Here is a 24,721-nt window from a genome sequence, read left to right on the forward strand (position 1 = left end):
AACATCGGCGGCGCACGCGGCAATAACACCCGGAAGTTCGGGGAAAACCCCAGCGTTTCGATCGTCCTAGGACATGCGGTTCGAGTGTCATGCGTCTGTATCGTGGATTCATGGAGGTGTCGTGCCTGATGAATCCGTGAGGCGCGGCACCGGATCACTGACGCATCCGGAAGACGATCATGAGCGACGTGAAAGCAATCCCGACCCAGGCGGAGCCCGGCTCCTTCGATGCGCCCGCGCGCGGACCGCTCAAGCGCGCGGTCGCCGCATCGGCAATAGGCAATGCCACCGAGTGGTTCGATTACGGCATCTACAGCTACGGCCTCACGTATATTTCGGCCGCGCTGTTTCCCGGCAGCACCGCGCAGGCGACGCTGTTCGCGCTCGCCACCTTCGCGATCTCGTTTCTCGTGCGTCCGCTGGGCGGCCTGTTCTGGGGACCGCTCGGCGACCGGCTCGGGCGCAAGCACGTGCTCGCGCTGACCATCGTCATCATGTCGCTGGCGACGCTCGCGGTCGGGCTGTTGCCGTCGTATGCGAGCATCGGCGTGTGGGCGCCGGTATCGCTCGTCGTGCTGCGGATGATTCAGGGCTTCTCGACCGGCGGCGAATACGGCGGGGCGGCGACCTTCATGGCCGAATACGCGCCCGATCACAAGCGCGGCTTCTGCGGGAGCTTTCTCGAATTCGGCACGCTCGCGGGCTTTTCGCTCGGCGCGCTGCTGATGCTCGCCTGCTCCGTCACGCTCGGCCAGGACGCGATGCACGCCTGGGGCTGGCGTCTGCCGTTCCTCGTGGCCGCGCCGCTCGGCTTGATCGGTCTGTATCTGCGTTCGAAGATGGAAAACACGCCGGTGTTCCGCGAATGCGCCGAAGCGGCGGAGCGCAGGCAGGAGGACGTTCCGGGCGTCTCGCTGGGCGAACTGTTCGCGAATTACTGGCGTCCGCTGCTGCAACTCGGCGGGCTGGTGGTGGCGCTCAATGTCGTCAATTACGTGCTGCTCGCCTATATGCCGACCTTCATGAAGAAGGAACTCGGCATGAGCGAAAACCTGTCGCTGTTGCTGCCGCTGATCGGCATGCTGTCGATGATGGTGCTGCTGCCGTTCTCCGGCGCGCTGTCGGATCGCATCGGACGCAAGCGCGTGTGGTGGCTGTCGCCCGTCGGCCTGTTCGTCGCAGCCGTACCGATGTTCTCGCTGATGTCGCACGGCATCGCGGGCGCGCTGATCAGGCTGGCGGTGCTGGGTCTGCTCTACGTGCCGCAACTCGCGAGCATTTCGGCGATGTTCCCGACGCAGGTGCGCTACGCGGGCATGGCGATCGCCTATAACGTGTCGACGTCGATCTTCGGCGGCACCGCGCCGATGGTCACCGACTGGCTCATCGGCAAAACCGGCAGCACGCTGGTGCCCGCGTACTACATGATGGGCGCGTGCGCGGTCGGCGCGGTGGCCTTGCTGTTCGTCACCGAGACGGTCGGTTGCTCACTGCGCGGCCGCGAGATTTCGGGACAGCCGCACGAAGGCGAACACGACGACGCATGGCATGACGCGGAGCATCGCCACGCCTAAAACACGGCGATGGCGTGGCGCTCAATGCGCGACCTTGACCGCCGTCCCGCCGCGATTCAGCACGCGCGCCTGCAGCACGATCACCAGCAGCAGGAACGCGCCGCGAATCACCGACTGCCAGTACGCCGACAGGCTGATATACCCGAGCCAGTTCTCGAAATTGAGCAGGTTGAACACCAGCCCGAGCAGCGCGACGCCGGCGATGGTCATCGCGATCGAGCCATCGCCGCCGGTCAGGCGCGTGCCGCCGAGCACGACGGCGGAGATCGCGAACAGTTCCCAGCCGACGCCTTTGTTCGGCTGGCCCGCGCCGAACTGCGCGGCGAGGATCGCGCCCGCAATACCGGCAAGCAGCCCGCTCACCGCGTACACGGCGACGAGCGTGCGATCCACGTTCAGGCCCATCAGCCGCGACGCTTCCTCGCTTCCGCCGATCGCCAGTGCATGCCGCCCGAAGCGCGACGACCGCAGCGCGATCCAGCCGACGATCGCCGCCGCCAGCGACACGAGTCCGGGAATCGGCAGGCCGAACAGATCGCCCTGGCCGAAGTTCGCAAAGCTCGTATCCGACGAGATGGCGACCGCATCGTTATGGCCGAGCAGCAGCGCGAGACCGTGCGCGCCGAGACTCGTCGCCAGCGTGACGATAAACGGCAGAATCCGCATATGCGTGATGACCATGCCGTTCAGCACGCCGACCGCCAGCCCCGCGCCCGCGCCCGCGAGCACCGCGACCACGCCGCCATGCGGACTCGCCAGCGCCGCCACGACGCTTGCTAATGCAGCCACCGCGCCCACCGACAGATCGATGCCGCCCGTGATGATCACGAACGCCATGCCGATGGAAATCAGCAGGAACATCGAGTTGTAGCGCCAGAACGACGTGATGTTGTACGCGTCGGCGAAGTGCTCGTAACGCGTCACGCCGAGCAGCAGCAGGGCGGCGAGCGCGATGAGTATCGGCAGGTTCTTTTTCATCGTGGAATCCGGAGTCAGCCTCGCTTGCGTTGCACGTACACCGCCGCGATGATGATCGCCGCCTTCATCACGAGCGCGGCCGCATCGGGAATGCCGTGCGCGAGCAGCGTGTAGCGCAGCAGTTGAATGATCAGCGCGCCGGTGATATAGGCCTTGCCGCCTGTCAGCGCCGTGCCGCCGACCGCGACCGCCGCGATCGCATCGAGTTCGACGCCGAGCCCGACCACGTTCGCATCCGACGACGAATTCACCGAGATCGAAATCAGCCCAGCGAGTCCGGCGAGCGCGGCGCACGCGGTGTACGCGGTGTACGCGGTGTACGCGATCATCTTGACGCGTGCGGTCGGAATGCCGGACAGATACGCCGCGTCCTCGTTGCCGCCGGTGACGAGCAGATACTTGCCGAACAGCGTCTTGCGCACGATCCACGTAAAGACCGCGACGAGCGCGAGCATCAGCAGAATCTGGAACGGCACGCCCGCGACCTTGCCGAGCGCGATCCACTGAAACGCCGGGTTGGTGAACGCCTGCAAACTGCCGTCGGTGACGACCTGCGCGATGCCGCGTCCCGCGATGAACAGCACGAGCGTCGCGACGATCGGCTGCACGCGAAGCCGCGTGACGAGAAAGCCGTTGAACACGCCGCACAGCGCCGCCGCGACGATCGGCAAGGTGAACGCCAGCACGATGCCCGTCGGCCCGGCGATATTCATGAAGAGCATCGGCGCGAGCGCGCCGGAGATCGCCATCGACGCGCCCACCGACAGATCGATGCCGCCCGTCGCCACGACCAGCGTCATGCCGATGCCGACGATCACGATCGTCACCACCTGCGTGAGATTCACGTTGAAGGTCTGCAGCGACCAGAAGTGCTCGGTAAACAGCAGATTGAACACGATCATCGCGACGAGCACGACGATCTCTCGCTGGATCGCGATGCCGCGTTTCTTTCTGGGCGGTTCCGCCGCCATCACGGCCGCCGCGGGTTGCGTCTTATCGATCATGCTTGGCGTCCTCCACCGCTTCGGCGAGCGTCGATTGCTCGCCCGCGCCGTAAGCGATCGCATCCATGATCGATGCCTCGCTCATCTGCGCGCCGTCGAGCGTGGCGACCGTTTCGCCGTCGCGGATCACGACCGCGCGGTCGGCCACCGCCGTCAGTTCTTCCAGTTCCGATGCGGACAACAGCACCGCCAGTCCCGAATCGCGCAATTCGCGCACGATCTTCGCGACGTCCGCCTTCGCGCCGACATCGATGTCGCGCGTCGGTTCGTCGAGCAGGAGCAGTCGCGGATGCGTCGCGAGCCAGCGCGCAAGCAGCACCTTCTGCTGATTGCCGCCCGACAGTTCGCGGATCGGCTGATCGGGCGAGCGCAGCTTGATGTCGAGCGATTCGATAAAGCCGTCGACGATTTCCTTCTGCTTCGCCACATCGACGACGCCGCGTCTGGTCAGCGCGGGCAGGCACACGAGCGTGAGGTTGTCGCGCACGGACAACTCCGGCACGATGCCTTCCGCCTTGCGGTCTTCCGTGAGATAGGCGATGCCGCGCGCGATCGCATCTTTCGGCGATTTGAACGCCGCGTCCCGGCCGTCGACGGCGACCGTGCCCTTCGCGGGACGATCCGCGCCGAACAAAAGACGCATGGTTTCCGTGCGCCCCGAGGCGAGCAAACCGGCCAGCCCGACGGCTTCGCCCGCGTGGACATCGAGCGTGACGTCGGTGACTTTCGTGCCTGCCGCGAGCCCTTGCGCGCTCAACGCCACTTCGCCGCGCTTGGCGAGATTCGCTTCCTTCACCGCGCTGTCTTCCTGCACGACGGCGGCGAGTGTGTGCCCGAGCATCGTCGTGACGAGCTTGAGCTTGTCCATCTCCTGCATGCTGCTTTCGGCGACGGTCTGGCCGTCGCGCATCACGGTGACGCGATCGCACAGCGCATACAGTTCGTCGAGCCGATGCGACACGAAGATCACCGCGCGGCCGTCGTCGCGCAGACGGCGCACGACGTTGAACAGCAGTTCCACTTCGCGTTCGTCGAGCGAGGACGTCGATTCGTCCATGATCACCATCTTCGCGTCCGACGACACCGCGCGCGCCAGCGCGATCATCTGCTGAATCGCGGTGGAATAGTCGCGCACGGGCTTCTTCACGTCGATCTTCAGCCCGAACGATTCGAGCAGTTCGTTGGCGCGATGCTGCACCGTCTTCCAGTCGATCAGACCGAACTTGCGCGGCTCGCGGCCAAGAAAGATGTTTTCCGCGACCGAGCGGAACGGCACCAGATTGATCTCCTGATAGATCGTGCTGATGCCTGCCGCGCGCGCTTCCTTGGGCGTGCGGAAATCCGCTTCGCGTCCGTCGAAGCGGATATTGCCCGCGCTCTTGCGATACGCGCCGGTCAGGATCTTGATGAGCGTCGATTTGCCCGCGCCGTTCTGGCCGATCAGCGCGTGCACTTCGCCGGCCTTGACCGTCAGACGCGCGCGCTTCAACGCGGCGACACCGCCGAACGCGATGTCGATATCCTGCATGTCGAGTAGGGGAGTGTCTGGCATCGCGTGGCGTTCCGAATCAGATGAAAACGCGAGCGCGCCCGGTTAAGCCGGGTACGCTCGCCAAGCACCTTCACAGCGAATGCTCAGTACCCGTACTTCATGCTCTCGTCGACGTTGCTCTTGTCGTAGAAGCGGTCCGAGACCTTGACCCACGGCGGAATCGTTTCGCCCTTGGCGTATTTCTGCGCGACGTCGCAGGCCAGCGGGCCGAAGAACGGGCTCGACTGCACGCTCGCGCCGAGTTCGCCGGCCTTGATCGCCTCGAGTCCGCCCTTGGTGCCGTCGATCGTGACGATGGTGATGTCCTTGCCCGGCTGCTTGCCCGCGGCCTTGATGGCGGCGATCGCGCCGAGCGCCATTTCGTCGTTGTGCGCGTAGACGGCGGTCACGTCGGGATGCGCCTGCAACAGCGTTTCCATGACCTGACGGCCCTTGTCGCGCGCGAAGTCGCCGCTTTGCGACGCAACGATCTTCATGCCCGGATTCTTCGCGATCACGTCGTCGAAACCCTTCTTGCGATCGTTCGCGGCGGAGGCGCCCGTCGACCCTTCGAGTTCGATGATGGTCGCCTTGCCGCCGGTCGACTTGACGAGCCAGTCGGCCGCGCGCTGTCCCTGATCGATAAAGTCCGAGCCGATGAAGGTGAGGTAATCGCGGCCGGCCTTCGCCATCGACTGATCGATGTTGCGGTCGACGAGAATCACCGGAATGCCGGCCTTTTTCGCCTGCATCACGACGGGCACGAGCGGTTTCTCTTCACGCGGCGGGAACACGAGCAGATCGACGTGCTGCGCGATCATGCTCTGGATATCCGACACCTGTTTGGCGGCCGAACTGTTGGCGTCGGTCATCACCATCTGCCAGCCGCACTTGGCGGCGATGTCCTTGAAGCTCTTGGTCTCCGCGAGACGCCACGGGTTGTTGCTCTCCGTCTGCGCGAAGCCGACCTTGAGCGGCTTCTTGTTCGGGATTTTCGGCAGGCCGTCGTTGGCGTGAGCGGCGGTCAGTCCGGCGGCGAGCGTGAGTGCGGTCAGTGCAGCGACGAGCGGGCGCAAGCCCGGTTTCTTGTTTGGCGACAGCATGTCTTCCTCCGATAGGGATGGTTGCTTCTTTCTATCTTGTTGTGATGCCGATGCTTGTGTTGCCCGGTCTGCATTGCTGCGAGAGTTTTATTACCTGATGCCTGTCATTCGTTAATATTATTAGCCGCGAATTGCTGCGCTTCGCTCAGCACCTTGACCGAGCCGCGCTCGACCAGCGGGCCGTCGAGTTTGACGGTGCGGCGACGTACCGGCGCGCCGGCCGCGCGATTGTGTTCTTCCTGTAGCAGCGTTTCGACGGCCCAGCGGCCGAGGTCGTAGTTCGGCAGCACGACGGTCGAAAGCGGCGGATGCGTATGACGGGCGATTTCCTGATCGTCGTAGCCGAGCACGGAGACGTCGTCGGGCACGCGCAGGCCGAGTTGCTTGATGGCTTCGATCGCGCCGATCGCCATGAGGTCGTTGGCGCAGAAGATGGCGGTCGGCGGATTGGCTTCGCGCATCAGCGAGAGCGTGGCTTCGAAACCGGTGGCCGGACCCCAGTCGCCTTCGCGGACCAGTTCGGGCGCGAACGGCAGATCGGCGGTTGCAAGCGCGGTGCGATATCCCTTCAGACGATCGCGCGCGGCGTCCTGCCACGGCTCGCCGTTGATATAGCCGATCCGCCGATGCCCCGCCGCCAGCAGATGATCCGTCGCCGTGTGGCCGCCCGCGACTTCCGCCGGCACCACCGAGGACACGTTGGCATCGTTCGAATAGCAGTTGAGCAGCACCGTCGGCATTTGGGCGAGCGCGGCGGGCACCGTCACGCGGCGCGTGAACACCGTCGCGTAGATCACGCCGAGCACGTTCGGATTGCCGAGCGTCGCGTCGAGCACGCGCGCTTCGATCTCGGCGTTGCCGTGCGTCGAATAGACCGCGAGCATGCGATTGTTGGCGAAGGCGGCATCGCGCGCGCCGTCGATGCTCACGACCGGATGCGGGCTGGTCGAGATTTCGTCGGCGAGATAGACGATCAGATTGCGTTCGCTGGGCGTGTCGGGCGTGTCCTGCGGCGTGAAGGCGACCGGCTTGCGCTGCGTCATGCGATAGCCGAGTTCGTGCGCGGCGCGCAGCACCTTGTCGCGCGTGGCGTCGGAAAATTTCGCGCCGCTCGCGTTGTTCAGCACGAGCGAAACCGTCGACTGCGAAACTCCGGTGAGTTTCGCGATATCGGTCATCGTCGGGCGGCGTTGCGCGGTTTTTTTCATCGACTCAACTGACTTTGAACAGGGGCTCGAAACATCGGGTCGAGCAAAGTTACCACTAATATTAGTCATGGAACAGCCCCGCGTCAGGCCAATCGAATCGGGGTTTTCACCGACTATTACTAATAATATTGACGACTGGATTACAGCCGTGTGATTCTCTGTTCGAACCGACGGAGAAGACGCGCATGGGCCGATACGACGAACGCACGCGAGACGCGCTGGCTGCTTCCTTCGAGCGCGATGGTTTCGTCGTGCTGCGCGAGCATTTTCCGCGTGCGCTGATGCTGGCCTGGCGCGAGGCGTTCGAGCCCTTGCTCGCGCCGCATGTCGCGGAGAACGCGAACGGCAATCGCGGGCCGTGGCGCTATTACGTGACGCTGCCGTTCGAAGGCCTGTTCGCCGATCCGTCGATCGTTTGCGATGAAGATGTCGTCGGCATCGTCGAGCGCGTGGCCGGGCGCGATCCGGTGATGTGCCAGCTCGCCACCGACACGCCGATGCTCGGCTCGACGCATCAGGACTGGCATCGCGATACGCCGCCACTGTTCGACGACGCGCCGGAAACGCCTTCGTTTCAACTCGCCGTGAATTTTCCGCTGGTCGATGTCGACGATGAAAACGGCCCGCTCGAAACCACGCGCGGCACCCATCGCCTGTCGCGCGACGAAGCGATGGCCGAACTCGAAGCGGGACGTATCGCTGCCGAACGCATCCCGATGAAACTCGGCGACGTGATGATCCGCGACGTGCGCGGGCTGTATCGCGGCACGCCGAATTTCACCGGCACGCCGCGTCCGATGGTCGTGATCGGCTATAGCCGCGCGTGGTATTTCCGGCCCGAGGTGCATATCGACGTGCCGCGCGATGTGCTCGCCGGCTTGCCGCCGCGCGCGGCGCGTTTGCTGCGTTTCAATCCTCAGGTCGAAAAAACGGCGCGCATTTTCGACGAAAATTACAGGCAGTTTGCATATTGAGCGCCGATCTCTTTTCTCTCGCCGCGCCCGCGGGCGAACCGCTGGTCGAGTTGCGGCACGGCGCGCGCCGCGTGTTGCTCGCGCCGCATGTCGGCGGCGCGGTGGCGGCGTTCTACGAGACGCGCGGCGCGGACGTGATCCACTGGCTGCGTCCCGCCACCGAGGCGATGCTCGCCGCGCACAACGCGCTCGGCATGGCGAGCTTTCCGCTGTTGCCGTATTGCAACCGCATCCGCGATGCGCGCTTCGTGTTCGATGGCGAGCCGGTCGATCTGTCGGACGATGGAAACCGCTTTCCGCATGCGCTGCACGGCAATGCATGGCGTCGGCCGTGGCGCGTGGGCGAGTCGACGGAGACGCGCGCGACGCTGCATTTTCAGCACGCGCTATCGGATGAAGCGGGGCATCGGTGGCCGTTTGCTTTCGAAGCGTCGCAAGAGATCGTGCTCGACGCCGACGCGCTGCATATCGCCATGACGCTGCGCAATCTTGCTGATCGGCCGATGCCGTTCGGGATCGGGCATCACCCGTATTTTCCGCGCACGGCGAACACATTCGTCCATGCGCACGTCGATGAGATGTGGCACGGCACGCCCGATCCTTTGCCGACGCATCTCGCCGCGCACGGCAGCGTCGAAGCGCTGAAGTCTCCGCAAGGCTTATCCGCCGATGCCTTCGATCTCGACAATCACTTCGTCGGCTGGAATCGCGCGGTGACGATCGCGTGGCCCGACGAACATCGCGCGGTCACGCTGAGCGCCGGCGCGCCGTTCGATTTCATGGTGATCTATGCGCCGAAGCAGTTGCCCGACGAGCTATGCGTGGAGCCGGTGAGCAATGTCGCGGACTGGATCAATCTGGATGTGGCGCGCGCGCAGAAGGGCGGCGGCGTGCTGCAACCGGGTGAAACGATACGCGCCGCGTTCGCCTTGACGACGCAGCGCGTGGTGTGAAGCACAAGATTTAGTTCGAGCTATCCGACGACTGCTTCTTCTTGTGCATCATCTTGCCGTTGGATTTCGACGAGTCCATCGTGCTTGCGCCCGACGCACCGGATGTCGAGCCGGTGACGCCGTTTGCGTTCGGCGTGCTCATGCCCGCGCCGCCCTGACCCGCGCCGTTGCCGCCGCCATTGCCGCCACCGCCGCCCGCGCCCTGCGCAAACGCGACGCTCGACAGACTCATCACCAGCGCCGACATCAGCAAGCTTTTCTTGACGTTCTTCATGTTGTCCTCCCGTGAGTGGATTCGCTTTCGCGTCTGATTGCGCCGCATGACGAAAACGCGCGGCGTCGCTTACATTCCGCAATCACCGTGCCGCGCAGGAAAGGACACACGAGTCAGGCGAGCACCTCGTCGCACCATTCGATGGCCCACGCGCGCGCGCAATGCACGGCGTCCCATTCGCTCGCGAAGCCATCGAGATCGCCCGACTCGAAGACCTCGACGTGCGGCGCGGCTTCATCCGGCGCGCGCGTGATGCGGGCGTGCGCATAGTAGGAGCCGTCGTCGTCGTGGCGAGCGGTGCAGTCGATATGGAACGTGCGGTAGTCGAAGCGCATGCGGATCTCCATAAACGCATCCGGCGGGACCGGATGTTCGTATCGAACGAAGAGCAATGCAAAAGCAGGCGCGGCGCGTGCGACTCATCAGCCGGAAACAACTTGATTGCGTTCTCCACGCCAACTTCTTAGAATACTGTATAAACATACAGTATTACACCTGAATGGAACTGTCTGAAAAGCTCGAAGTGCTCGCGGACGCCGCCAAATACGACGCTTCCTGCGCCAGCAGCGGCGCGCCGAAGCGCGAATCGCGCGGTATCGACGGACTGGGCGCGAGTACCGGCTCGGGCATCTGTCACAGCTTCACGCCGGACGGGCGCTGCGTCTCGCTGCTCAAGATACTGCTGACGAACTTTTGTCTTTACGATTGCCAGTACTGCGTCAATCGCCGTTCGAGCAATGTGCCGCGCGCACGCTTCACGCCCGATGAAGTCGTCACGTTGACGATGGACTTTTATCGCCGCAATTACATCGACGGCCTGTTCCTCAGTTCCGGCGTGATTCGCTCGTCGAATTACACGATGGAGCAACTCGTGCTCGTCGCCAAGACGCTTCGGCAGAAGCACGGTTTTCGCGGTTATATCCATCTCAAGACCATTCCGGATGCCGACGCCGAACTCATCGAACAGGCCGGGCGCTATGCGGACCGGCTGAGCGTGAATATCGAGTTGCCGACGGAGATCAGTCTCGCGCGGCTCGCGCCGGAGAAAAGCGGCCGCACCATCAAGCTCGCGATGGGCAATATCCGCATGGCGAGCGAAGAGTCGGAAGCGGAGCCGCGCGCTGCGTTTCGCGCCGGCTGGGCAGAGCACGCAGATGATCGTCGGCGCGGACGAAACCGACGATCGCACCATCCTCGGCACAGCGGAAACGCTGTATGGCTCGTATCAGCTCAAGCGCGTCTATTACTCGGCGTTCAGCCCGATACCCGATAGCCTGTCCGGCGTGCCGGCGAAGGCGCCGCCGCTGTTGAGCAAGCATCGGCTGTATCAGGCGGATTTTCTGATGCGCGGTTACGGATTCGCCGCCGCCGAACTGCTCGGCAACGAAGGCAATTTGCCGCTCGACGTCGATCCGAAACTCGCGTGGGCGCTGCTGCATCGCGAGCAATTTCCGGTCGATTTCAACCGCGCGCCCTTGCGGATGATCGCGCGCGTGCCGGGCATCGGCATGCGCAACGCCAAGCGCATCGTCGAATTGCGGCGCGCGCGGCGCGTGCGCTATCAGGATCTCGTGCGGCTGCGCTGCGGCATGGAGAAGGTCAAGCCTTTCGTCGTCACCGACGATTACCGGCCGCCGCTGCGCGAGGCGCAATCGGACCATTTGCGGCGCTCGCTTTCCACCGGTCCGGTGCAGCTTTCGCTGATCTGACGTGCACGTCATTTCGATCGACGACGACTTCGACGCGTGGCACAACGCCGCGCGCGATGCGCTCGCGCACGGCTGGACGCCCGAATCGATCGAATGGCGCGTCGAGCGTCACGATGCCGCCGCGCTGTCGCTGTTCGATGCGCAAACCGATGCCGAAACTGCGCCGCCAAAACCCGCCGAAGCATCGCCCGTGCGCATCTCCAAGGAACTCGCCTCGCAACTGAAGGACGCCTCGCACTTTCGCGATCCGAATCGCTGGGGCTTTCTGTATCGCGTGCTGTGGCGCTGGGCGCAGGGCGATCGCTCGTCCGCCTCTCCCGCCGATGAAGACGGCGCGCGTCTCAACAAGATGGCGAAATCCGTGCGTCGCGTACAGCATGACATGATCGCCTATGTGCGTTTCCGTCAGCGCGATGCATCGCTCGGGCCGCCGGAATATGTCGCGTGGTACGAGCCCGATCACGACGTGCTCGCGTGGGGCGCGGAGCATTTTGCGGCGCGCATGGGGCGCTCGACCTGGCTGATCACCACGCCCGATGGCGCGGCGATGTTCGACGTCGCGCATCTGCATCTGGAACGCCGCCGCAACTTCGCCGCCGATCACCAATGCGACACGCCCGATGCCGCCGAAGCACTGTGGATGACCTACTACCGCAGCATCTTCAATCCGGCGCGGCTGAACGAATCCGCGCTCGAGCAGCATATGCCGGTGCGTTTCTGGAAAGGCTTGCCCGAAGGCGCGCTGATTCCCAGCCTCGTCAGTCAGGCGCGCGGCGGAGTGCGCCGGGTCGGACAGGCGCAGCATGTTGGCGCGCTCGGCGGCAAGGCCGTTCAGGTCGATGCGCTCGATGCCCAGCCCGCCCGGGATGCGCCGACATCGCTCGACGACTGCCGCCGCTGCGATCTATGGCGGCACGCGACGCAAGCCGTGGCAGGCGAGGGTCCGTCGGACGCGCGCATCATGCTGCTCGGCGAACAGCCGGGCGATCAGGAGGATTTGAAGGGCGAGCCGTTCGTCGGTCCGGCGGGCCAGTTGCTCGACGACGCGATGCGGCGCGCCGGCGTGCCGCGCGAGCAGGTGTATCTGACCAACGCGGTGAAGCATTTCAAGTGGGAGCCGCGCGGCAAGCGCCGTCTGCACAAGACGCCCGGGCAGCAGGAAGTCGAGGCATGCGCGTACTGGCTGGAGCGCGAGCTGCACGATATCGGCGCGCGCGTGATCGTCACGCTCGGCGCGACGGCGCTGGCCGCGCTGCTCGGCCACCGCGCGACCTTGCAGGCGCATCTCGGCCGGGTGACGCCGTATGGCGACAAGGTGATCGTCGCGACCTATCACCCGTCATACGCGCTGCGTCAGAACGACGATGCCGCGCGCGAAAAAAACGTCGCGGCCATCGTCGCGGCTCTGGAACAGGCGCGCTCGCTTACCGGTTGAACCTCAGCCGAATGCCGCGCGGACCACGCCGCCATCCGCGCGCAAGGCCGCACCATTGGTCGCGGACGACCGTTCCGAGCACACGTACACCACCATATTGGCGATTTCCTCAGGCGTGATGAAGCGCTTGAGGATCGAACTCGGGCGCGCCTGTTCGAAGAATTCCTTCTGGAATTCTTCGAAGCTCTTGCCGCCGCTCAGCTTGTTGACGAACTCGGTGACGCCTTCGGAACTCGTCGGTCCCGGCAGCACGGAATTGACGGTGACGCCGGTGCCCGCGCACGTCTCCGCGAGGCCGCGCGACAACGCCAGTTGCGCGGTCTTGGTCATGCCGTAATGAATCATTTCGACGGGAATCTGAATGCCGCTCTTGCTGCTGATAAAGACCACGCGCCCCCAGTTCTTTTCCTTCATCTTCGGCAGATACGCGCGCGACAGACGCACGCCCGACATCACGTTGGCATTGAAAAAGCGCTGCCATTCGTCGTCGGAAATCTCCTCGAAGGGCTTCGGATCGAAAATGCCCATGTTGTTCACGAGGATATCGACTTCGGGAAAGCGCTTGACCAGCGCATCGACATCGGCGGGATTGGACATGTCGCCGGCGAAACCTTCGGCGCGCGCATCGGGCACGAGTTCCTGAAGCCGCGTGATGGCATCGTCGACGGACGATTGCGAGCGGCCGTTGACGATCACGCGCGCTTCCTCGCGCGCGAGCGCCACCGCGATGGCGTGACCGATGCCCTTGGTCGAGCCCGATACCAGCGCGAGCTTGTTGGCGATCTTGAGGTCCATTCTGGCTCCTTCGAAAAATATGGCGAAAAGGTGCATGCGGGGCGCGCGCGAGTGCGCATGCGTGAGCAGCAGTTAACCAGAAGCCGGAAAAGTCTACTCAAACCGTGCCGCGAACACGCGCCTCAAATAATAAGGATGCCGTATCAAATGGATGAAACATCGCGACATAATTCGTCGATAGCCACCTCGGAAGCCTTCGTCCATAGTGTCGTCAAACGATTCCTGGAGGTGTGACATGTCTTACCCGATTCGACGTATCGCGGACAAAGCCAAACGCGCGCTGGTCGCGAGCCTGCTGGTCGGCACGGCGCTGGTCGCCGGCTGCGCGAGCACGGTCGCGGATGCGGATGCGGATGCGGATGCGGACGGCATCGTGCCGCCGGCGGCCGCGGCCGTCGCGCGTCCCGACAACATTTACGTCTACGCATTCTCGAGCGACGCCGGCAACGTGCAGCTCGACAATCACGGCATGGTGACCAAACTGACGAATGCCTTCTCCGACGACAGCGCCGCCAAGCAACAGGCGCAGCAGGTGCAAAAAGCGGGCGAGGCGCGCAACGAAGTCGCCGATGCGATCGTCGCCAAACTGCAGTCGATGGGCCTGCGCGCGATCCGCGCCAACGTGCCGCCGCCCGACGATCAGAACGTACTGGTCGTCACCGGCGATATCGACAGCATCGACGCGGGCAATCGCCGCCGCCGCATGCTGATCGGCCTCGGCGCGGGACAGAGCAAGGTCGGCGCGACCGTGTAACTGATGTACAAGCCGGCGCACGGCACGCCGCGTCTGATCGAAGCCTTCGACGCCGATGCCGACAGCGGCCATGCGCCGGGCATGGCGGAAATGGTCGGCATCGGCGCGGCGGCAGGGCATGCGGCGACGTCGCTGGCGGTCTCGGGCGGCGTGCATGCGGCGACCGAAACGAAGCGCACGACGGTGACATCGGACGGCAAGCGTCTCGGCGACAAGATAGCGGAACAGATCGGCGAGATCGGCGCGGCGCAAGGCTGGATGGGCAAGACGGGAGCGTAAGCTTTTCGACAGCGCAATCGGCATGCCATCCGACACCTTCAGGCACCAGCAGGCACGCGTCTTGCAGTCAGCGAAGGCACGAATCTCCGCCCACGCGAGGCCCGCGCATGCCGATGATCGCTGCCATTCTCCTGACGGTCGTCGCGACCGTCATCGTCGTGCTGGTGATCGCCAATCTGACGAGCGGCGAAAAGAAGGTCGAACACAAGATCGAACGGCTCTACGCCAGCGACGAACCGCAATTTCTCCGTTCGATGGGCCTGCTGCTTGGGCCGCCCGTCGTCGCCGGCAACCGCTTCGAGGTGCTCGTCAACGGCGACGAAATCTTTCCGTCGATGCTCGACGGCATCCGCGCTGCGCGGCATACGATCACCTTCGAAACGTTTATCTACTGGTCGGGCGAAATCGGCGAGCGCGTGGCGCAGGCGCTGGCGGATCAGGCGCGCGCGGGCATCGCGGTGCATGTGCTGCTCGACTGGGTCGGTTCGTCGAAGATGGACAAGCGCTACCTGAGCATGCTGTGCGACGCGGGCGCGCAAGTCGTGCAGTATCGCCGCACTGGACCGGGCTCGGCCGCATGAACGACCGCACGCACCGCAAGCTGCTGGTGATCGACGGACGCATCGGTTTTACGGGCGGCGTCGGTCGGGATCGCGGAGGAATGGACCGGCCACGCGCAGGACGAAAAACATTGGCGCGATACGCATTTTCGTGTCGAAGGCCCGGCGGTCGGACAGATGCAGGCCGTGTTCATGGACAACTGGGTGAAGGCGACCGGCAACGTGCTGCACGGCGCGCAGTACTTTCCCGATATCGCGCCGCTCACCGGACCTGGCGACGGCCTCGCGCACATGTTCAGCAGTTCGCTCTCCGGCGGCAGCGACGACATGCAGTTGATGTATCTGATGGCAATCACCGCCGCGACGCATTCGATTCATCTGTCGAGCGCGTACTTCGTGCCGGACAAGCTGACGATCAACGCCATCGTCGAGGCGCGCAAACGCGGCGTGCAGGTGCGCGTGATCACGCCGGGCAAGCGCATCGACACGCATACGGTGCGCGAGGCATCGCGCGCGTGCTGGGGCGATCTGCTGGAGGCGGGCGTCGAGATGCACGAATATCAGCCGACGATGTTCCACTGCAAACTGATGGTGGTCGACGAGTGGCTGGTGTCGGTCGGCTCGACCAATTTCGATCCGCGCTCGTTTCGCCTCAACGACGAAGCCAACCTGAACATTTACGATCGCGCGTTCGCACGCCGTCAGACGGAAATCGTCGCGGAGGATCTGAAGCGTTCGCGGCGCATCACGCTGGACGAATGGCGTCGCCGGCCCTTGATGGAAAAGGCGCTCGAGCGCGTGGCCGCGCTGCTCGATCCGGAGCTTTGATCGGCGCCTTATATCAGACAAAAGTTCATCGAAAAAAAGTACCGGACCGGGCTAAAGGTCCGGGGTGCCGCGCCGATAAGACGCTTACGCAAACGAGTCTGTCCTTAACGGCATCCATATGCACGGCACCTACAACTTATGGCTCGTCGCGGCGTCACTGGTCGTCGCGACTCTGGCTTCCTTTACCGCGCTCGATATTTCGGGCCGGCTTGCAGCGCTTTCGAATTCGCGCACGCGCCACGTCTGGCTGGCGGGCGGCGCGGCATCGATGGGCATCGGCATCTGGTCGATGCACTTCGTCGGCGTGCTGTCCTTCCAGTTGCCCATTCCGCTCGGCTACGACATCGGGATGACCACCGGATCGCTCGCGATCGCGGTCGTCGTGTCGTACTTCGCGCTGGGCGTGATCAACGGCGCCAAGCTCACCGCGCGCCGACTGATCGTGTCGAGCGTGGCGATGGGCATCGGCATTGCCGCGATGCACTACACCGGCGACGCCGCGATGAAGATGTTCCCCGCGATCAGCTACGATCCGCTGCTGTTCGCCGCGTCGATCGTGATCGCGATCGTCGCGTCGGGCGCGGCCTTGTGGATCGCCCGGACGCTGTCCGATTCGAACCAGCAGAACGTGTTGCTCAAGCGCACGGGCGCGGCGCTGGTGATGGGCATCGCGATCTGCGGCATGCACTACACCGGCAACGCGGCGGCCAACTTTCTGCCCGGCTCGGTGTGCGGCGCGGCCAACGGCATCGACGCGCGCTGGCTCGCGACGACGGTCGCGCTGTTCACGCTGGCGATTCTGTCGATCACGCTGGTGCTGTCGCGCTACGACGCGCACACGTCGGTGCTGGCCGGTTCGATCTCGCGCCTGAACGGGCAGATCGTCCATATGGCGAGTTTCGACACGCTGACCGACTTGCCGAATCGCCGCACGATGACCGAGCGCATCGAACGCTCGATTCTGAACGCGACGAGCACCGGCAGCCGTTTCGCGATCCTGTTCATGGACCTCGACGGTTTCAAAACCATCAACGATTCGCTGGGCCACACCGTCGGCGACGAAGTGCTGAAGGCGTTCTCGAAGCGTCTGCTGCAATGCGTGCGCGGCGGCGATACGGTCGCGCGTCTGGGCGGCGACGAATTCGTCGTGATGCTGGAGAACCTCAACGTCGCCACCGATGCGGAAAAAATGGCGGAACGCATCCTCGATTCGATGCGCAAGGGCATTCTCGCCGGCAGCCATCCGTTGCAGGTGATGCCGAGCATCGGCATTGCGCTGTTCCAGCAGGACGGCATGTCGGTGGATTCGCTGCTCAAGCACGCCGACGTCGCGATGTACGAAGCCAAGCGCGGCGGCCGCAGCACCTATCGCTTCTTCGAGGCGAGCATGAACGAGGCGGCGGTGCGCACGCTGCGCATCCAGCAGGCGCTGCACGAAGCTTTGGGCTCGGGGCATTTCTATCTGCTGTTCCAGCCGAAATTCTGCGGCAAGAGCGGCGAACTCGCGGGCGCCGAAGCGCTGATCCGTCTCAATCATCCGGAGATGGGCCTGCTCACGCCGATGGAATTCATCCCGATCGCCGAGCGTTCGGGGCAGATCGTGCAGATCGTGCAGATCGGCTACTGGGTCGTGCGCGAGACCTGCCGGCATATTTCGAAGTGGCGCGCCGAAGGCCGTCCGGCGGTGAAGGTCGCGATCAATCTGTCGCCGCGTCAGATAAGCGAGGCCGATCTCGTGCAGAGCATGCTCAAGATCGTGCGCGAGCAGGGCATCGCGCCCGAGCAGATCATGTTCGAAATCACCGAGACGGTGGCGATGCAGGACGCGCCGCGCACCATCGAGATGATTCACGCATTCCAGGAGAACGGCTTCGAGATCGCCATCGACGATTTCGGCACCGGTTATTCGAGTCTCGCGTATTTGCAGCGCTTCCGCGCCAAGCAGCTGAAGATCGACCGCTTCTTCACGAACGGGCTGGACGAGAACGGTCAGGAAGGGCGCGCGATCGTATCGGCGATCATCGCGCTGGCGCATTCGCTCGATATGGATGTCGTCGCGGAGGGCGTCGAGACGGGCTCGCAGCTCGATCGTCTGGAAGACATGATGTGCGACGAGATGCAGGGTTTCCTGCTGGCGAAACCGCTGTCGGCGGATGCGTTCAGCGATTTGCTGGAGAAGAAGGAAATCGATGCGTGAAGCGCTTGCGCGCTGAACGCATCAAGCCGCATCAATCGCGCATCAATCCATCGCCGCATGCGCGATCGACTCGTCCGCCACTTTCTTCATCGGCCGGATCAGCAGAATCAGCGGCACGACCAGCAGCGTCGCCACGAACATCAGCTTGAAGTCGTTCAGATACGCGATCATCGCGGCCTGCTGCGTGATGCTTTGATTGAGCATCGCGATATCCTGCATCGAGCCGTTGGCGAGCATCGGCTGCATCAGCGGATTGAAGGGCGTGATCTGCGCGGCGAGGTCCGCGTGCGCGACCTGCGTGTTGCGCGTCATCAGCGTCTGCACGATCGAAATGCCGATACTGCTGCCGATATTGCGCATCAGGCTATACGTCGCGGTGCCGTCGGCGCGCAAGTGCGCGGTCAGCGTCGAGAAGGTCAGCGCCGATAGCGGCACGAACACGAAGCCCAGCCCGAAGCCCTGAATCACCCCCGGCCACACGATATCCGACGCCGACAGCACGATGGTGCATTGCATCATCTGCCAGAGCGCGAAGGCGGAGATCAGAAAGCCCGCGAGCAACAGCACGCGCGCGTCGATGCGCTTGAGCAGCCGTCCCGCGATCAACATCGCCACCATTGTGCCGGCGCCGCTCGGCGCGGTAACGAGACCGGTCGTCGCGACGGGATAGTTCATCAGGTTCTGCAGCATCGGCGGCAGCAGCGCGCGGGTCGCATACATCACCGCGCCGATCACGAAAATGAAGCAGGTGCCCGTCGCGAAGTTGCGATCCTTCAGCAACTCGTATTTGAAGAACGAGCGCGCGCCCGCCGTCGCCGTATGCGCGATAAAGAACACGAACGCGACCGCCGCGAGAATCGCCTCGACGCGGATTTCCATCGAGCCGAACCAGTCGAGCTGTTCGCCGCGATCGAGCATCGCCTAAAACGCGCCGATGGCAAGTCCCAGCGTAACGAACCCGAAGGCATCGAACTTGACGGTGCGGCGCGCTTCCTGCGTCGGCAAAAAGGTCAACACGCCGAACAAGGCGAACGCGCCGATCGGCACGTTGATAAAGAACACCCAGCGCCAGTTGTAGCTGTCGGTCAGCCAGCCGCCGAGTGTCGGGCCGAGAATCGGGCCGACCATCACGCCCATGCCCCAGATGGCCATCGCCTGACCTTGCTTGTCGGGCGGATTGATGTCGAGCAGGATCGACCGCGACAAGGGCACCAGCGCCGCCCCGAAAATTCCCTGCAACAGCCGCGACGCGACGATCTGCGTCAAGGTTTCCGACAAGCCGCACAGCGCCGACGCCACCGTGAATCCGGCGATCGAAATGCACAGCAAACGTTTGACGCTCAACTGGTCCGCGAGCCAGCCCGTCAGCGGCGTGGCGATCGCGGCCGCGACGATGTACGACGTCAGCACCCAGGTGATCTCGTCCTGCGACGCCGACAGCGTGCCCTGCATGTGCGGCAGCGCGACGTTGGCGATGGTGCTGTCGAGCGTCTGGATCAGCGTGGCGAGCATGATCGAGACGGTCAGCATGGTGCGGTTCAGCGGGACGGCGGCGGTTTCCTGCGAGGCTGCGGAGGCGGACATGGGCCAGGGCCGCTGCGATGCGGCTCGAAATCGTAAGTGAGGTTATGATAAGTATTCTTATCCTCATAGCTGTGTTTTTGCGCTAAACTTGCGTTTATGAAAACGCGTCTGTCATCCTTCGATCCTGGTTCACCCAATTTGCCGATACCTACGGAGGATGAGCTGGCGGCGCTGCGGGCGTGGTACGCCGGCCTGTCGTCGCGCGAGGCGGTGAAGCGCTTCCTGCCGAATGAGACTGCGAAATCCTCGCGCGGCGCGATCGGCCGAGTTCGCCGCGCGCTCATCGCGCGGGCCGTGGAGCTCAAGCGCGCGGACCTGACCGACGTGCTGCGTCATCCGGAGGCCGAGCGGGATCGCCACGCGAAAGCAGCCGGACAGGCCATCGAAGCGCTGCGCCACGGGCAGGTTCCGGTGCCGGACATCGCGGATCCCGTCGAGCAATGGTTTTCGCCGCGCGCCGTGCGCGCATTACAGGCGTACGGCATCGTCACGCTAGCGGACCTTACGGTGCGCATTCCGCGTCGGCGTCAGTGGTGGACGGTCATTCCTGACCTGGGCGCGGCCAGCGCCCGAGACATCGAGGCCTTCTTCGCCGCGCATCCCGCGCTGACGGAACGCGCCCGCGCGTTGATTCTGGCGGAATCGCGCGGCATCGTCGTGCCGTGGGAGGCACTCAAGCTGCCGCATGAGGTCGATGGGTCGGCGGGCACCTTTAGAGCGCCCGTTTCCAGCTGCACGCTGGACGCCAACAACGATTACGAGGCGGTACGGGCGTGGTTATCGCTCCACGAGTCGCCGGCGACGCAGCGCACATATCGGAAGGAAGCCGAGCGACTGATCCTGTGGGCCATCATTGAGCGGAGCAGGGCGCTGTCGTCGTTGACCACCGAAGACGCTGTGGCGTACCGCGCGTTTCTGCGCCGGCCCACGCCACACGCCCGATGGATCGGACCGTTGCGGCCGCGCAGTTCTCCGGATTGGCGTCCTTTCGCAGGTGCGCTGTCCACGCGATCGGTCGCGCATGCGCTGTCGATTCTGAATGCGCTGTTTCGCTGGCTCATCGAGCAGCGCTATGTCCTGGCGAACCCGTTTGCGGGCATCAAAGTTCGTGGCGCAGCTCGCGCGGCCGCGCTCGACGCGTCACGCGCGTTCACCGAAGGCGAGTGGCTCGTCATACGCGCCATGGCCGATGGCCTCGAGTGGTCGTATGGCTGGACAGCCCCTGCGGCACATCGACTTCGGTTTTTGCTTGATTTTGGGCTGGCGACGGGGCTGCGTGCCGGCGAGTTGATTGGCACGACGCTTCGGCAAGTCGAGACGGACCCGCGCGGCGCGCATTGGCTACTCGTCACGGGAAAAGGTCACAAAACAGGGAAGGTCGCCTTGCCGCCGCTTGCGTGGAATGCGCTCACGACTTATTTGCTGGCGCGACAACTGCCGGTCTCGCCGAATCGCTGGAATCCGAAGACGCCGCTTGTGGGCAATCTCGACCAGGACAGTGAAAATGCGATTACCGGCGTGCGGCTGTGGGCGATTCTGAAACGGTTTTTTAAGCAGATGGTCGATGCGCTTGAGGCAGAGCACCCACCGTTGGCTGAGAAGTTGCGTACGGCAACCTCTCATTGGATGCGTCATTCGCATGCGTCGCTCGCACTATCCAAGGGTGCGGAACTCACCACGGTTCGCGATAACCTGCGGCACGCCTCAGTTGCGACAACCTCGATCTATCTCCACTCGAATGACGTGAAACGCGCGCGGCAACTGATGGATGCTTTCGGTGCAAGGTAATCGAGGAAGCGATAGTCGGCAGACGCGTTGCCACGCGGAATTGAACCTTGCAGCTATATGGGAATCGGCTTTCTTTCCAACGCTAAGCGCCTGCTGCACACTTTTGCGGACCGGCACTCTTTTTTCTGTTGAAAAACTCATTCAATACGGGCACCAGTCTAGGTGCCCGACGTGTCCATTCCAGGCATGCTGTGGCATAGTGCGACGATGACCAATAAGGGGGAATCGATGGCTACGCTCAAGGCGCTTGCAGGACAAGATCGCAAAGCTTCAGGCTGAAGCGGAAGCAGTCCCGAAGGAAGAATCTTCGACAGTATTCGGAAAGATTCGTGAATTAATGGAGAAGCACGGTCTTACGCCGGACGATATCGCCGCTCATTTCCGTAAGCCAGGCGCTGGTCGTAAATAAGTCTTCAATGGCCGGAGTGGCCACGCGCATGGACGACTCAGGACGCGGCCCATCGTGCGTTCAAGGATTTGAGTTTGTGGGCGATGGATGGCACCACGCTGCGGACCCCTGACAGGGCGGCCAACCACGAGCACTTTGGCGCAGGGCTATGCCAGTGGCAAGGTCGCCAGTTATCCGAGAGCCAAGATCAAAGGCGCACGGTGCCACTTCTCCATCTGGCCCTGCTCCCTATTGCCAGCTGCCGAGTGACGCCGGAGGCGGGGACTTTCAATCTTTGGCGCCTTGGCTACGCACTCGCAATATTCTTGGAAAAAAGGGAAATCGGTCAGAAACAGCTAGGTGGCTACGGCGGATCAGACGTCGGCTACGCTTCGCAGATAAATTGGGGGCGCAATGGAAGGCTGGTGCCAACTGCGTACCAGTCGATCATTTGAAAAATAAGCCAAGTAAGCCAATATGGGCTACACTATTCTCTAGTTGTCGTGAATCGGACTCTAGGAGGGCCATATGCCAATGTCGCTTCTTTCGGTGGATGCGGACGGATCACCGCGTCAGCGCATCGATTACCTGGCATCGGTTGAGCAGGGCATCGTGCAGGTGCTGTCCGGGTTTAAGCCGGGACGCAGTGGCTCATTCTCCATACAAGACCAATTGCACGTTGTGCTTGCAAGCGCGGCTGTCTCAGGGCTGCCAGCAGTTTCTGACTCGATCATTGAGCGTGTCGCGGCGCAACTTCGCAGCCACAACGTCATAGATGAGGCGCTCGAGCGGGCAAACAACGCGCACGTTAAGGCGCTGCGAGGAGCTGGCCTGAATGAGTCCGTCCTTGAGTTGCTGCAGTCGTGGGTCGAGACAATGGTCGAAACCCGTCTGGTCCAACGGCAGATCGAAGTAGAGCGCGTTATTGAGTGCGTGCGCGAGCAGATGCCCCAGGCGGTGTCGGCAGCGTTGCAGGACGATCCAACTCGGCTCCTTTCGGCGGTCGCGATGGGGCAAGAGCTTGGAGGAATTGGAGACGAGTCCGTTCGCCAACGCGAAAAAGCCGGAGAGCTTTTCTCCGTGCTGCGACCTGGCCGCAAGCGCGGTCGCGAGTATCCAGTCTTCCAGGCGTGGGGGGGTATCTCCGGTGAGCCGCTCAAGCAGGCGCTCGATGCGCTTGGCAGGCCGGAAGGGGCGGCTGCCTACACATTCTTTACTTCGCCAAGTGATCTTCTGGCTGGGCTTTCTCCCATGGAAGCGATTCTCGGAAAGCTGACTTCTCAGAGAGTGCTTGCCGACGATGCCGCGCAGTTTTTGTCGGCATCGCCCGCGGAACGGTTGGAAGCGGTGCTTCAGGCAGCTAAGGCATACGCGGCGGTCCTTGCATCATGAGTTCGGCGGCACGGGCTGCGATTTGTGGCAGTGAGCTCGAGCTGGAACTGCTTGACCCAAACAGCCAACCACTTGTACGCCTGTTTTCGCATCCGGGCGGAGATTGGGACCCGCCGGATGCGAAATACCGCAACCTTCGCGTCGATCCACCGGCTGGTCACAAAGATGAATATGCGGTGATGTACATGGCCAACACGCTGCCGACAGTTGCGATCGAGTGCCATATCTTGTCAGCGGATACGACGGATCACTACACATGGTCGAGCGAGCGTGCGGCGAAGTATCGAGTGGTTCGATACGCTTTTGCCGGCCCAGCCCTGTTTGTGCCAATAGACGGTGCAAGAAACCGATCGGCCTTGGGGCTCGCTGGAGGTCAGAGAAAGTTCGCCGGGTATGAGCCCTACCAGGAAGCGGCGCACGCGCTGTTTATGCAATACGGCAACATCATTCACGGCATCAGTTGGGAGTCTTTCCACCGAAACCAGCCCGGTCGTGTTTATGCACTTTGGCATCACCATAAGCGGACGGTCGGGTTGAGCATTACTTCGGCAGACCCGTATCCCTTGCTCATCGAAGATGACGAGTGGAAATCGTTCCTCGCGGACAATGCAGACATTGAGGAAATCCGTTAGCAGTACAGATGCTAGCGACCTACCGATCGACATCGGCCCGCATACTTTTTCAAAACCCGTTCTCGGGCGTCAAGGTCAACGAAGCGCCATCGTGATTGCGCTCATGTCCGATAGCTTGCATCCGGGCTCAACAACTCCTAAAGAAAGATCCGCCGTGTTCCGTGCTTTTAACCTAAAAAATGTCAATTCGGAAACATTTGAATCCTGGGAGAATGCAGGTGACGAGCTTTTCAGTAACCAGAAGAAGTCTATTCACAGCGCAATCTCGTCTCACATTCAAAACGACGTGATTAACGGGCTGAAGGTTAAAGCTGATTGGTTCGGTCAAGGCAGTGCGGACGTGTTCATTTCGCATTCTCACAGCGATGAAAAAATCGCTGTGGGTATGGCAGGTTGGCTTCACGAGACTTTCGGATTGACCACATTCATAGATTCTTGCGTGTGGGGGCATACGAATGACCTGTTGCGGGCGATCGATAACCGGTACTGCATGCTGAATGATACGACCTACAGCTATGACATGCGGAATCGGTCGACCAGCCACGTCCATATGATGTTGTCGACCGCGCTGACACAGATGATTGACAGCTGCGAATGCGTGGTTTTTCTGAATACACCTTCAGCGGTCAGCACTGGCGCATTGCTTGACAAAAATTCTGAGTGCGCCGGTAGACCGGCAAGGAGTAGGTGGTGAAAGTCCACTGCGATGAAGGAGTAGCGAACCACATCGGCCCCGAGCCGTGCGCAGGTCACCGCGAGGTGATCGGCGAAGCGTCGGCAG

Annotated in this window: 20 protein-coding genes and 4 pseudogenes; 15 read left to right on the forward strand and 9 right to left on the reverse strand. The window is 62.9% G+C overall.

Annotation, left to right across the window (positions count from 1 at the left end; all coding sequences use genetic code 11):
• Nucleotides 1–179: 179 nt before the first annotated feature.
• Nucleotides 180–1,574 carry an MFS transporter gene (locus BVER_RS03490; protein ID WP_050452101.1) on the forward strand — a complete coding sequence of 465 codons (1,395 nt, stop codon included), beginning with the start codon at nt 180–182 and terminating at the stop codon, nt 1,572–1,574.
• Between the two features lie 21 nt (nt 1,575–1,595).
• Here the strand turns inward: BVER_RS03490 and BVER_RS03495 are convergent, their stop codons facing one another.
• The 5 genes from BVER_RS03495 to BVER_RS03515 form a co-directional block, all read right to left on the reverse strand.
• Complete coding sequence (locus BVER_RS03495; RefSeq protein ID WP_050452102.1) at nt 1,596–2,552, reverse strand: ABC transporter permease; 957 nt, start codon at nt 2,550–2,552, stop codon at nt 1,596–1,598.
• Nucleotides 2,553–2,566: 14 nt separating this feature from the next.
• Nucleotides 2,567–3,556, reverse strand: a complete 990-nt coding sequence (locus tag BVER_RS03500; RefSeq protein WP_050452103.1) for an ABC transporter permease — start codon at nt 3,554–3,556, stop codon at nt 2,567–2,569.
• Nucleotides 3,546–5,108, reverse strand: coding sequence for a sugar ABC transporter ATP-binding protein (locus tag BVER_RS03505; protein ID WP_050452104.1), 1,563 nt, complete (start codon nt 5,106–5,108; stop codon nt 3,546–3,548). Before BVER_RS03505 ends, BVER_RS03500 begins: the two co-directional genes overlap by 11 nt.
• An 83-nt stretch (nt 5,109–5,191) precedes the next feature.
• Nucleotides 5,192–6,190 (reverse strand): ABC transporter substrate-binding protein, encoded by a 999-nt coding sequence (locus tag BVER_RS03510; protein ID WP_050452105.1) that lies wholly within the window; start codon nt 6,188–6,190, stop codon nt 5,192–5,194.
• 104 nt (nt 6,191–6,294) lie between these two features.
• Nucleotides 6,295–7,368, reverse strand: coding sequence for a LacI family DNA-binding transcriptional regulator (locus BVER_RS03515; protein ID WP_050452121.1), 1,074 nt, complete (start codon nt 7,366–7,368; stop codon nt 6,295–6,297).
• Between the two features lie 215 nt (nt 7,369–7,583).
• On the opposite strand from BVER_RS03515, the gene BVER_RS03520 reads away from it, so the two are divergent.
• Nucleotides 7,584–8,372 (forward strand): phytanoyl-CoA dioxygenase family protein, encoded by a 789-nt coding sequence (locus tag BVER_RS03520; protein WP_050452106.1) that lies wholly within the window; start codon nt 7,584–7,586, stop codon nt 8,370–8,372.
• Nucleotides 8,369–9,325: an aldose 1-epimerase gene (locus BVER_RS03525; protein WP_050452107.1), complete on the forward strand. Its 957-nt coding sequence runs from the start codon at nt 8,369–8,371 to the stop codon at nt 9,323–9,325. Before BVER_RS03520 ends, BVER_RS03525 begins: the two co-directional genes overlap by 4 nt.
• A 10-nt stretch (nt 9,326–9,335) precedes the next feature.
• Here BVER_RS03525 and BVER_RS03530 read toward each other — a convergent pair whose 3' ends face one another.
• Both BVER_RS03530 and BVER_RS03535 read right to left on the reverse strand, forming a co-directional pair.
• Nucleotides 9,336–9,599 (reverse strand): hypothetical protein, encoded by a 264-nt coding sequence (locus BVER_RS03530; protein WP_050452108.1) that lies wholly within the window; start codon nt 9,597–9,599, stop codon nt 9,336–9,338.
• Between the two features lie 113 nt (nt 9,600–9,712).
• Nucleotides 9,713–9,934: a hypothetical protein gene (locus tag BVER_RS03535; RefSeq protein WP_050452122.1), complete on the reverse strand. Its 222-nt coding sequence runs from the start codon at nt 9,932–9,934 to the stop codon at nt 9,713–9,715.
• 164 nt (nt 9,935–10,098) lie between these two features.
• Here BVER_RS03535 and BVER_RS03540 point away from each other — a divergent pair.
• Both BVER_RS03540 and BVER_RS03545 read left to right on the forward strand, forming a co-directional pair.
• Nucleotides 10,099–11,308, forward strand: a pseudogene (locus tag BVER_RS03540) (putative DNA modification/repair radical SAM protein).
• Nucleotide 11,309: 1 nt separating this feature from the next.
• On the forward strand, nt 11,310–12,743 hold the full coding sequence (locus BVER_RS03545; RefSeq protein ID WP_050452109.1) for a UdgX family uracil-DNA binding protein: 1,434 nt from the start codon (nt 11,310–11,312) through the stop codon (nt 12,741–12,743).
• A gap of 3 nt (nt 12,744–12,746) precedes the next feature.
• Here BVER_RS03545 and BVER_RS03550 read toward each other — a convergent pair whose 3' ends face one another.
• On the reverse strand, nt 12,747–13,538 hold the full coding sequence (locus tag BVER_RS03550; RefSeq protein ID WP_050452110.1) for an SDR family NAD(P)-dependent oxidoreductase: 792 nt from the start codon (nt 13,536–13,538) through the stop codon (nt 12,747–12,749).
• A gap of 235 nt (nt 13,539–13,773) precedes the next feature.
• Here BVER_RS03550 and BVER_RS03555 point away from each other — a divergent pair, with 235 nt between their 5' ends.
• From BVER_RS03555 to BVER_RS03565, 4 genes and pseudogenes are all read left to right on the forward strand, one after another.
• Entirely contained in the window at nt 13,774–14,292 is a 519-nt protein-coding gene (locus BVER_RS03555; protein WP_332309057.1) for a DUF4410 domain-containing protein, read from the forward strand.
• 3 nt (nt 14,293–14,295) lie between these two features.
• Nucleotides 14,296–14,571: a hypothetical protein gene (locus BVER_RS35475; RefSeq protein WP_332309058.1), complete on the forward strand. Its 276-nt coding sequence runs from the start codon at nt 14,296–14,298 to the stop codon at nt 14,569–14,571.
• A 107-nt stretch (nt 14,572–14,678) separates the two neighbouring features.
• Nucleotides 14,679–15,959, forward strand: a pseudogene (locus tag BVER_RS03560) (phospholipase D-like domain-containing protein).
• Between the two features lie 118 nt (nt 15,960–16,077).
• Nucleotides 16,078–18,156: a putative bifunctional diguanylate cyclase/phosphodiesterase gene (locus BVER_RS03565; RefSeq protein ID WP_050452111.1), complete on the forward strand. Its 2,079-nt coding sequence runs from the start codon at nt 16,078–16,080 to the stop codon at nt 18,154–18,156.
• A gap of 42 nt (nt 18,157–18,198) precedes the next feature.
• Here BVER_RS03565 and BVER_RS03570 read toward each other — a convergent pair.
• Nucleotides 18,199–19,686: pseudogene (locus tag BVER_RS03570) on the reverse strand (DHA2 family efflux MFS transporter permease subunit).
• Nucleotides 19,687–19,836: 150 nt separating this feature from the next.
• Between BVER_RS03570 and BVER_RS03575 the strand changes: the two are divergent.
• The 6 genes and pseudogenes from BVER_RS03575 (at nt 19,837) to BVER_RS03595 (ending at nt 24,634) form a co-directional block, all read left to right on the forward strand.
• Nucleotides 19,837–21,528 carry a site-specific integrase gene (locus tag BVER_RS03575; protein WP_050452112.1) on the forward strand — a complete coding sequence of 564 codons (1,692 nt, stop codon included), beginning with the start codon at nt 19,837–19,839 and terminating at the stop codon, nt 21,526–21,528.
• A gap of 247 nt (nt 21,529–21,775) precedes the next feature.
• Nucleotides 21,776–21,937, forward strand: coding sequence for an H-NS family nucleoid-associated regulatory protein (locus BVER_RS29785; protein ID WP_083452028.1), 162 nt, complete (start codon nt 21,776–21,778; stop codon nt 21,935–21,937).
• Nucleotides 21,938–21,960: 23 nt separating this feature from the next.
• Nucleotides 21,961–22,123 (forward strand): annotated as a pseudogene (locus BVER_RS33325) (IS4 family transposase); the annotation flags it as partial.
• A 321-nt stretch (nt 22,124–22,444) separates the two neighbouring features.
• Nucleotides 22,445–23,308: a hypothetical protein gene (locus BVER_RS03585; protein ID WP_198155149.1), complete on the forward strand. Its 864-nt coding sequence runs from the start codon at nt 22,445–22,447 to the stop codon at nt 23,306–23,308.
• Nucleotides 23,305–23,940, forward strand: coding sequence for an RES domain-containing protein (locus BVER_RS03590; RefSeq protein ID WP_157055913.1), 636 nt, complete (start codon nt 23,305–23,307; stop codon nt 23,938–23,940). The genes BVER_RS03585 and BVER_RS03590 overlap by 4 nt, the downstream gene beginning before the upstream one ends.
• A 91-nt stretch (nt 23,941–24,031) precedes the next feature.
• Nucleotides 24,032–24,634: a hypothetical protein gene (locus BVER_RS03595; RefSeq protein WP_157055914.1), complete on the forward strand. Its 603-nt coding sequence runs from the start codon at nt 24,032–24,034 to the stop codon at nt 24,632–24,634.
• Nucleotides 24,635–24,721 lie beyond the last annotated feature (87 nt).

Source organism: Candidatus Burkholderia verschuerenii (assembly GCF_001189365.1).
GTDB classification, from domain to species: Bacteria; Pseudomonadota; Gammaproteobacteria; order Burkholderiales; family Burkholderiaceae; genus Caballeronia; species Caballeronia verschuerenii.

Excerpts from the sequence above, each read along its gene's own strand:
- BVER_RS03490 (WP_050452101.1), top strand. The coding sequence starts at position 180 with ATGAGCGACGTGAAAGCAATCCCGACCCAGGCGGAGCCCGGCTCCTTC.
- BVER_RS03495 (WP_050452102.1), bottom strand. The coding sequence starts at position 2,552 with ATGAAAAAGAACCTGCCGATACTCATCGCGCTCGCCGCCCTGCTGCTG.
- BVER_RS03500 (WP_050452103.1), bottom strand. The coding sequence starts at position 3,556 with ATGATCGATAAGACGCAACCCGCGGCGGCCGTGATGGCGGCGGAACCG.
- BVER_RS03505 (WP_050452104.1), bottom strand. The coding sequence starts at position 5,108 with ATGCCAGACACTCCCCTACTCGACATGCAGGATATCGACATCGCGTTC.
- BVER_RS03510 (WP_050452105.1), bottom strand. The coding sequence starts at position 6,190 with ATGCTGTCGCCAAACAAGAAACCGGGCTTGCGCCCGCTCGTCGCTGCA.
- BVER_RS03515 (WP_050452121.1), bottom strand. The coding sequence starts at position 7,368 with ATGACCGATATCGCGAAACTCACCGGAGTTTCGCAGTCGACGGTTTCG.
- BVER_RS03520 (WP_050452106.1), top strand. The coding sequence starts at position 7,584 with ATGGGCCGATACGACGAACGCACGCGAGACGCGCTGGCTGCTTCCTTC.
- BVER_RS03530 (WP_050452108.1), bottom strand. The coding sequence starts at position 9,599 with ATGAAGAACGTCAAGAAAAGCTTGCTGATGTCGGCGCTGGTGATGAGT.
- BVER_RS03535 (WP_050452122.1), bottom strand. The coding sequence starts at position 9,934 with ATGCGCTTCGACTACCGCACGTTCCATATCGACTGCACCGCTCGCCAC.
- BVER_RS03550 (WP_050452110.1), bottom strand. The coding sequence starts at position 13,538 with ATGGACCTCAAGATCGCCAACAAGCTCGCGCTGGTATCGGGCTCGACC.
- BVER_RS03555 (WP_332309057.1), top strand. The coding sequence starts at position 13,774 with ATGTCTTACCCGATTCGACGTATCGCGGACAAAGCCAAACGCGCGCTG.
- BVER_RS35475 (WP_332309058.1), top strand. The coding sequence starts at position 14,296 with ATGTACAAGCCGGCGCACGGCACGCCGCGTCTGATCGAAGCCTTCGAC.
- BVER_RS03565 (WP_050452111.1), top strand. The coding sequence starts at position 16,078 with ATGCACGGCACCTACAACTTATGGCTCGTCGCGGCGTCACTGGTCGTC.
- BVER_RS03575 (WP_050452112.1), top strand. The coding sequence starts at position 19,837 with ATGAAAACGCGTCTGTCATCCTTCGATCCTGGTTCACCCAATTTGCCG.
- BVER_RS03585 (WP_198155149.1), top strand. The coding sequence starts at position 22,445 with ATGCCAATGTCGCTTCTTTCGGTGGATGCGGACGGATCACCGCGTCAG.
- BVER_RS03590 (WP_157055913.1), top strand. The coding sequence starts at position 23,305 with ATGAGTTCGGCGGCACGGGCTGCGATTTGTGGCAGTGAGCTCGAGCTG.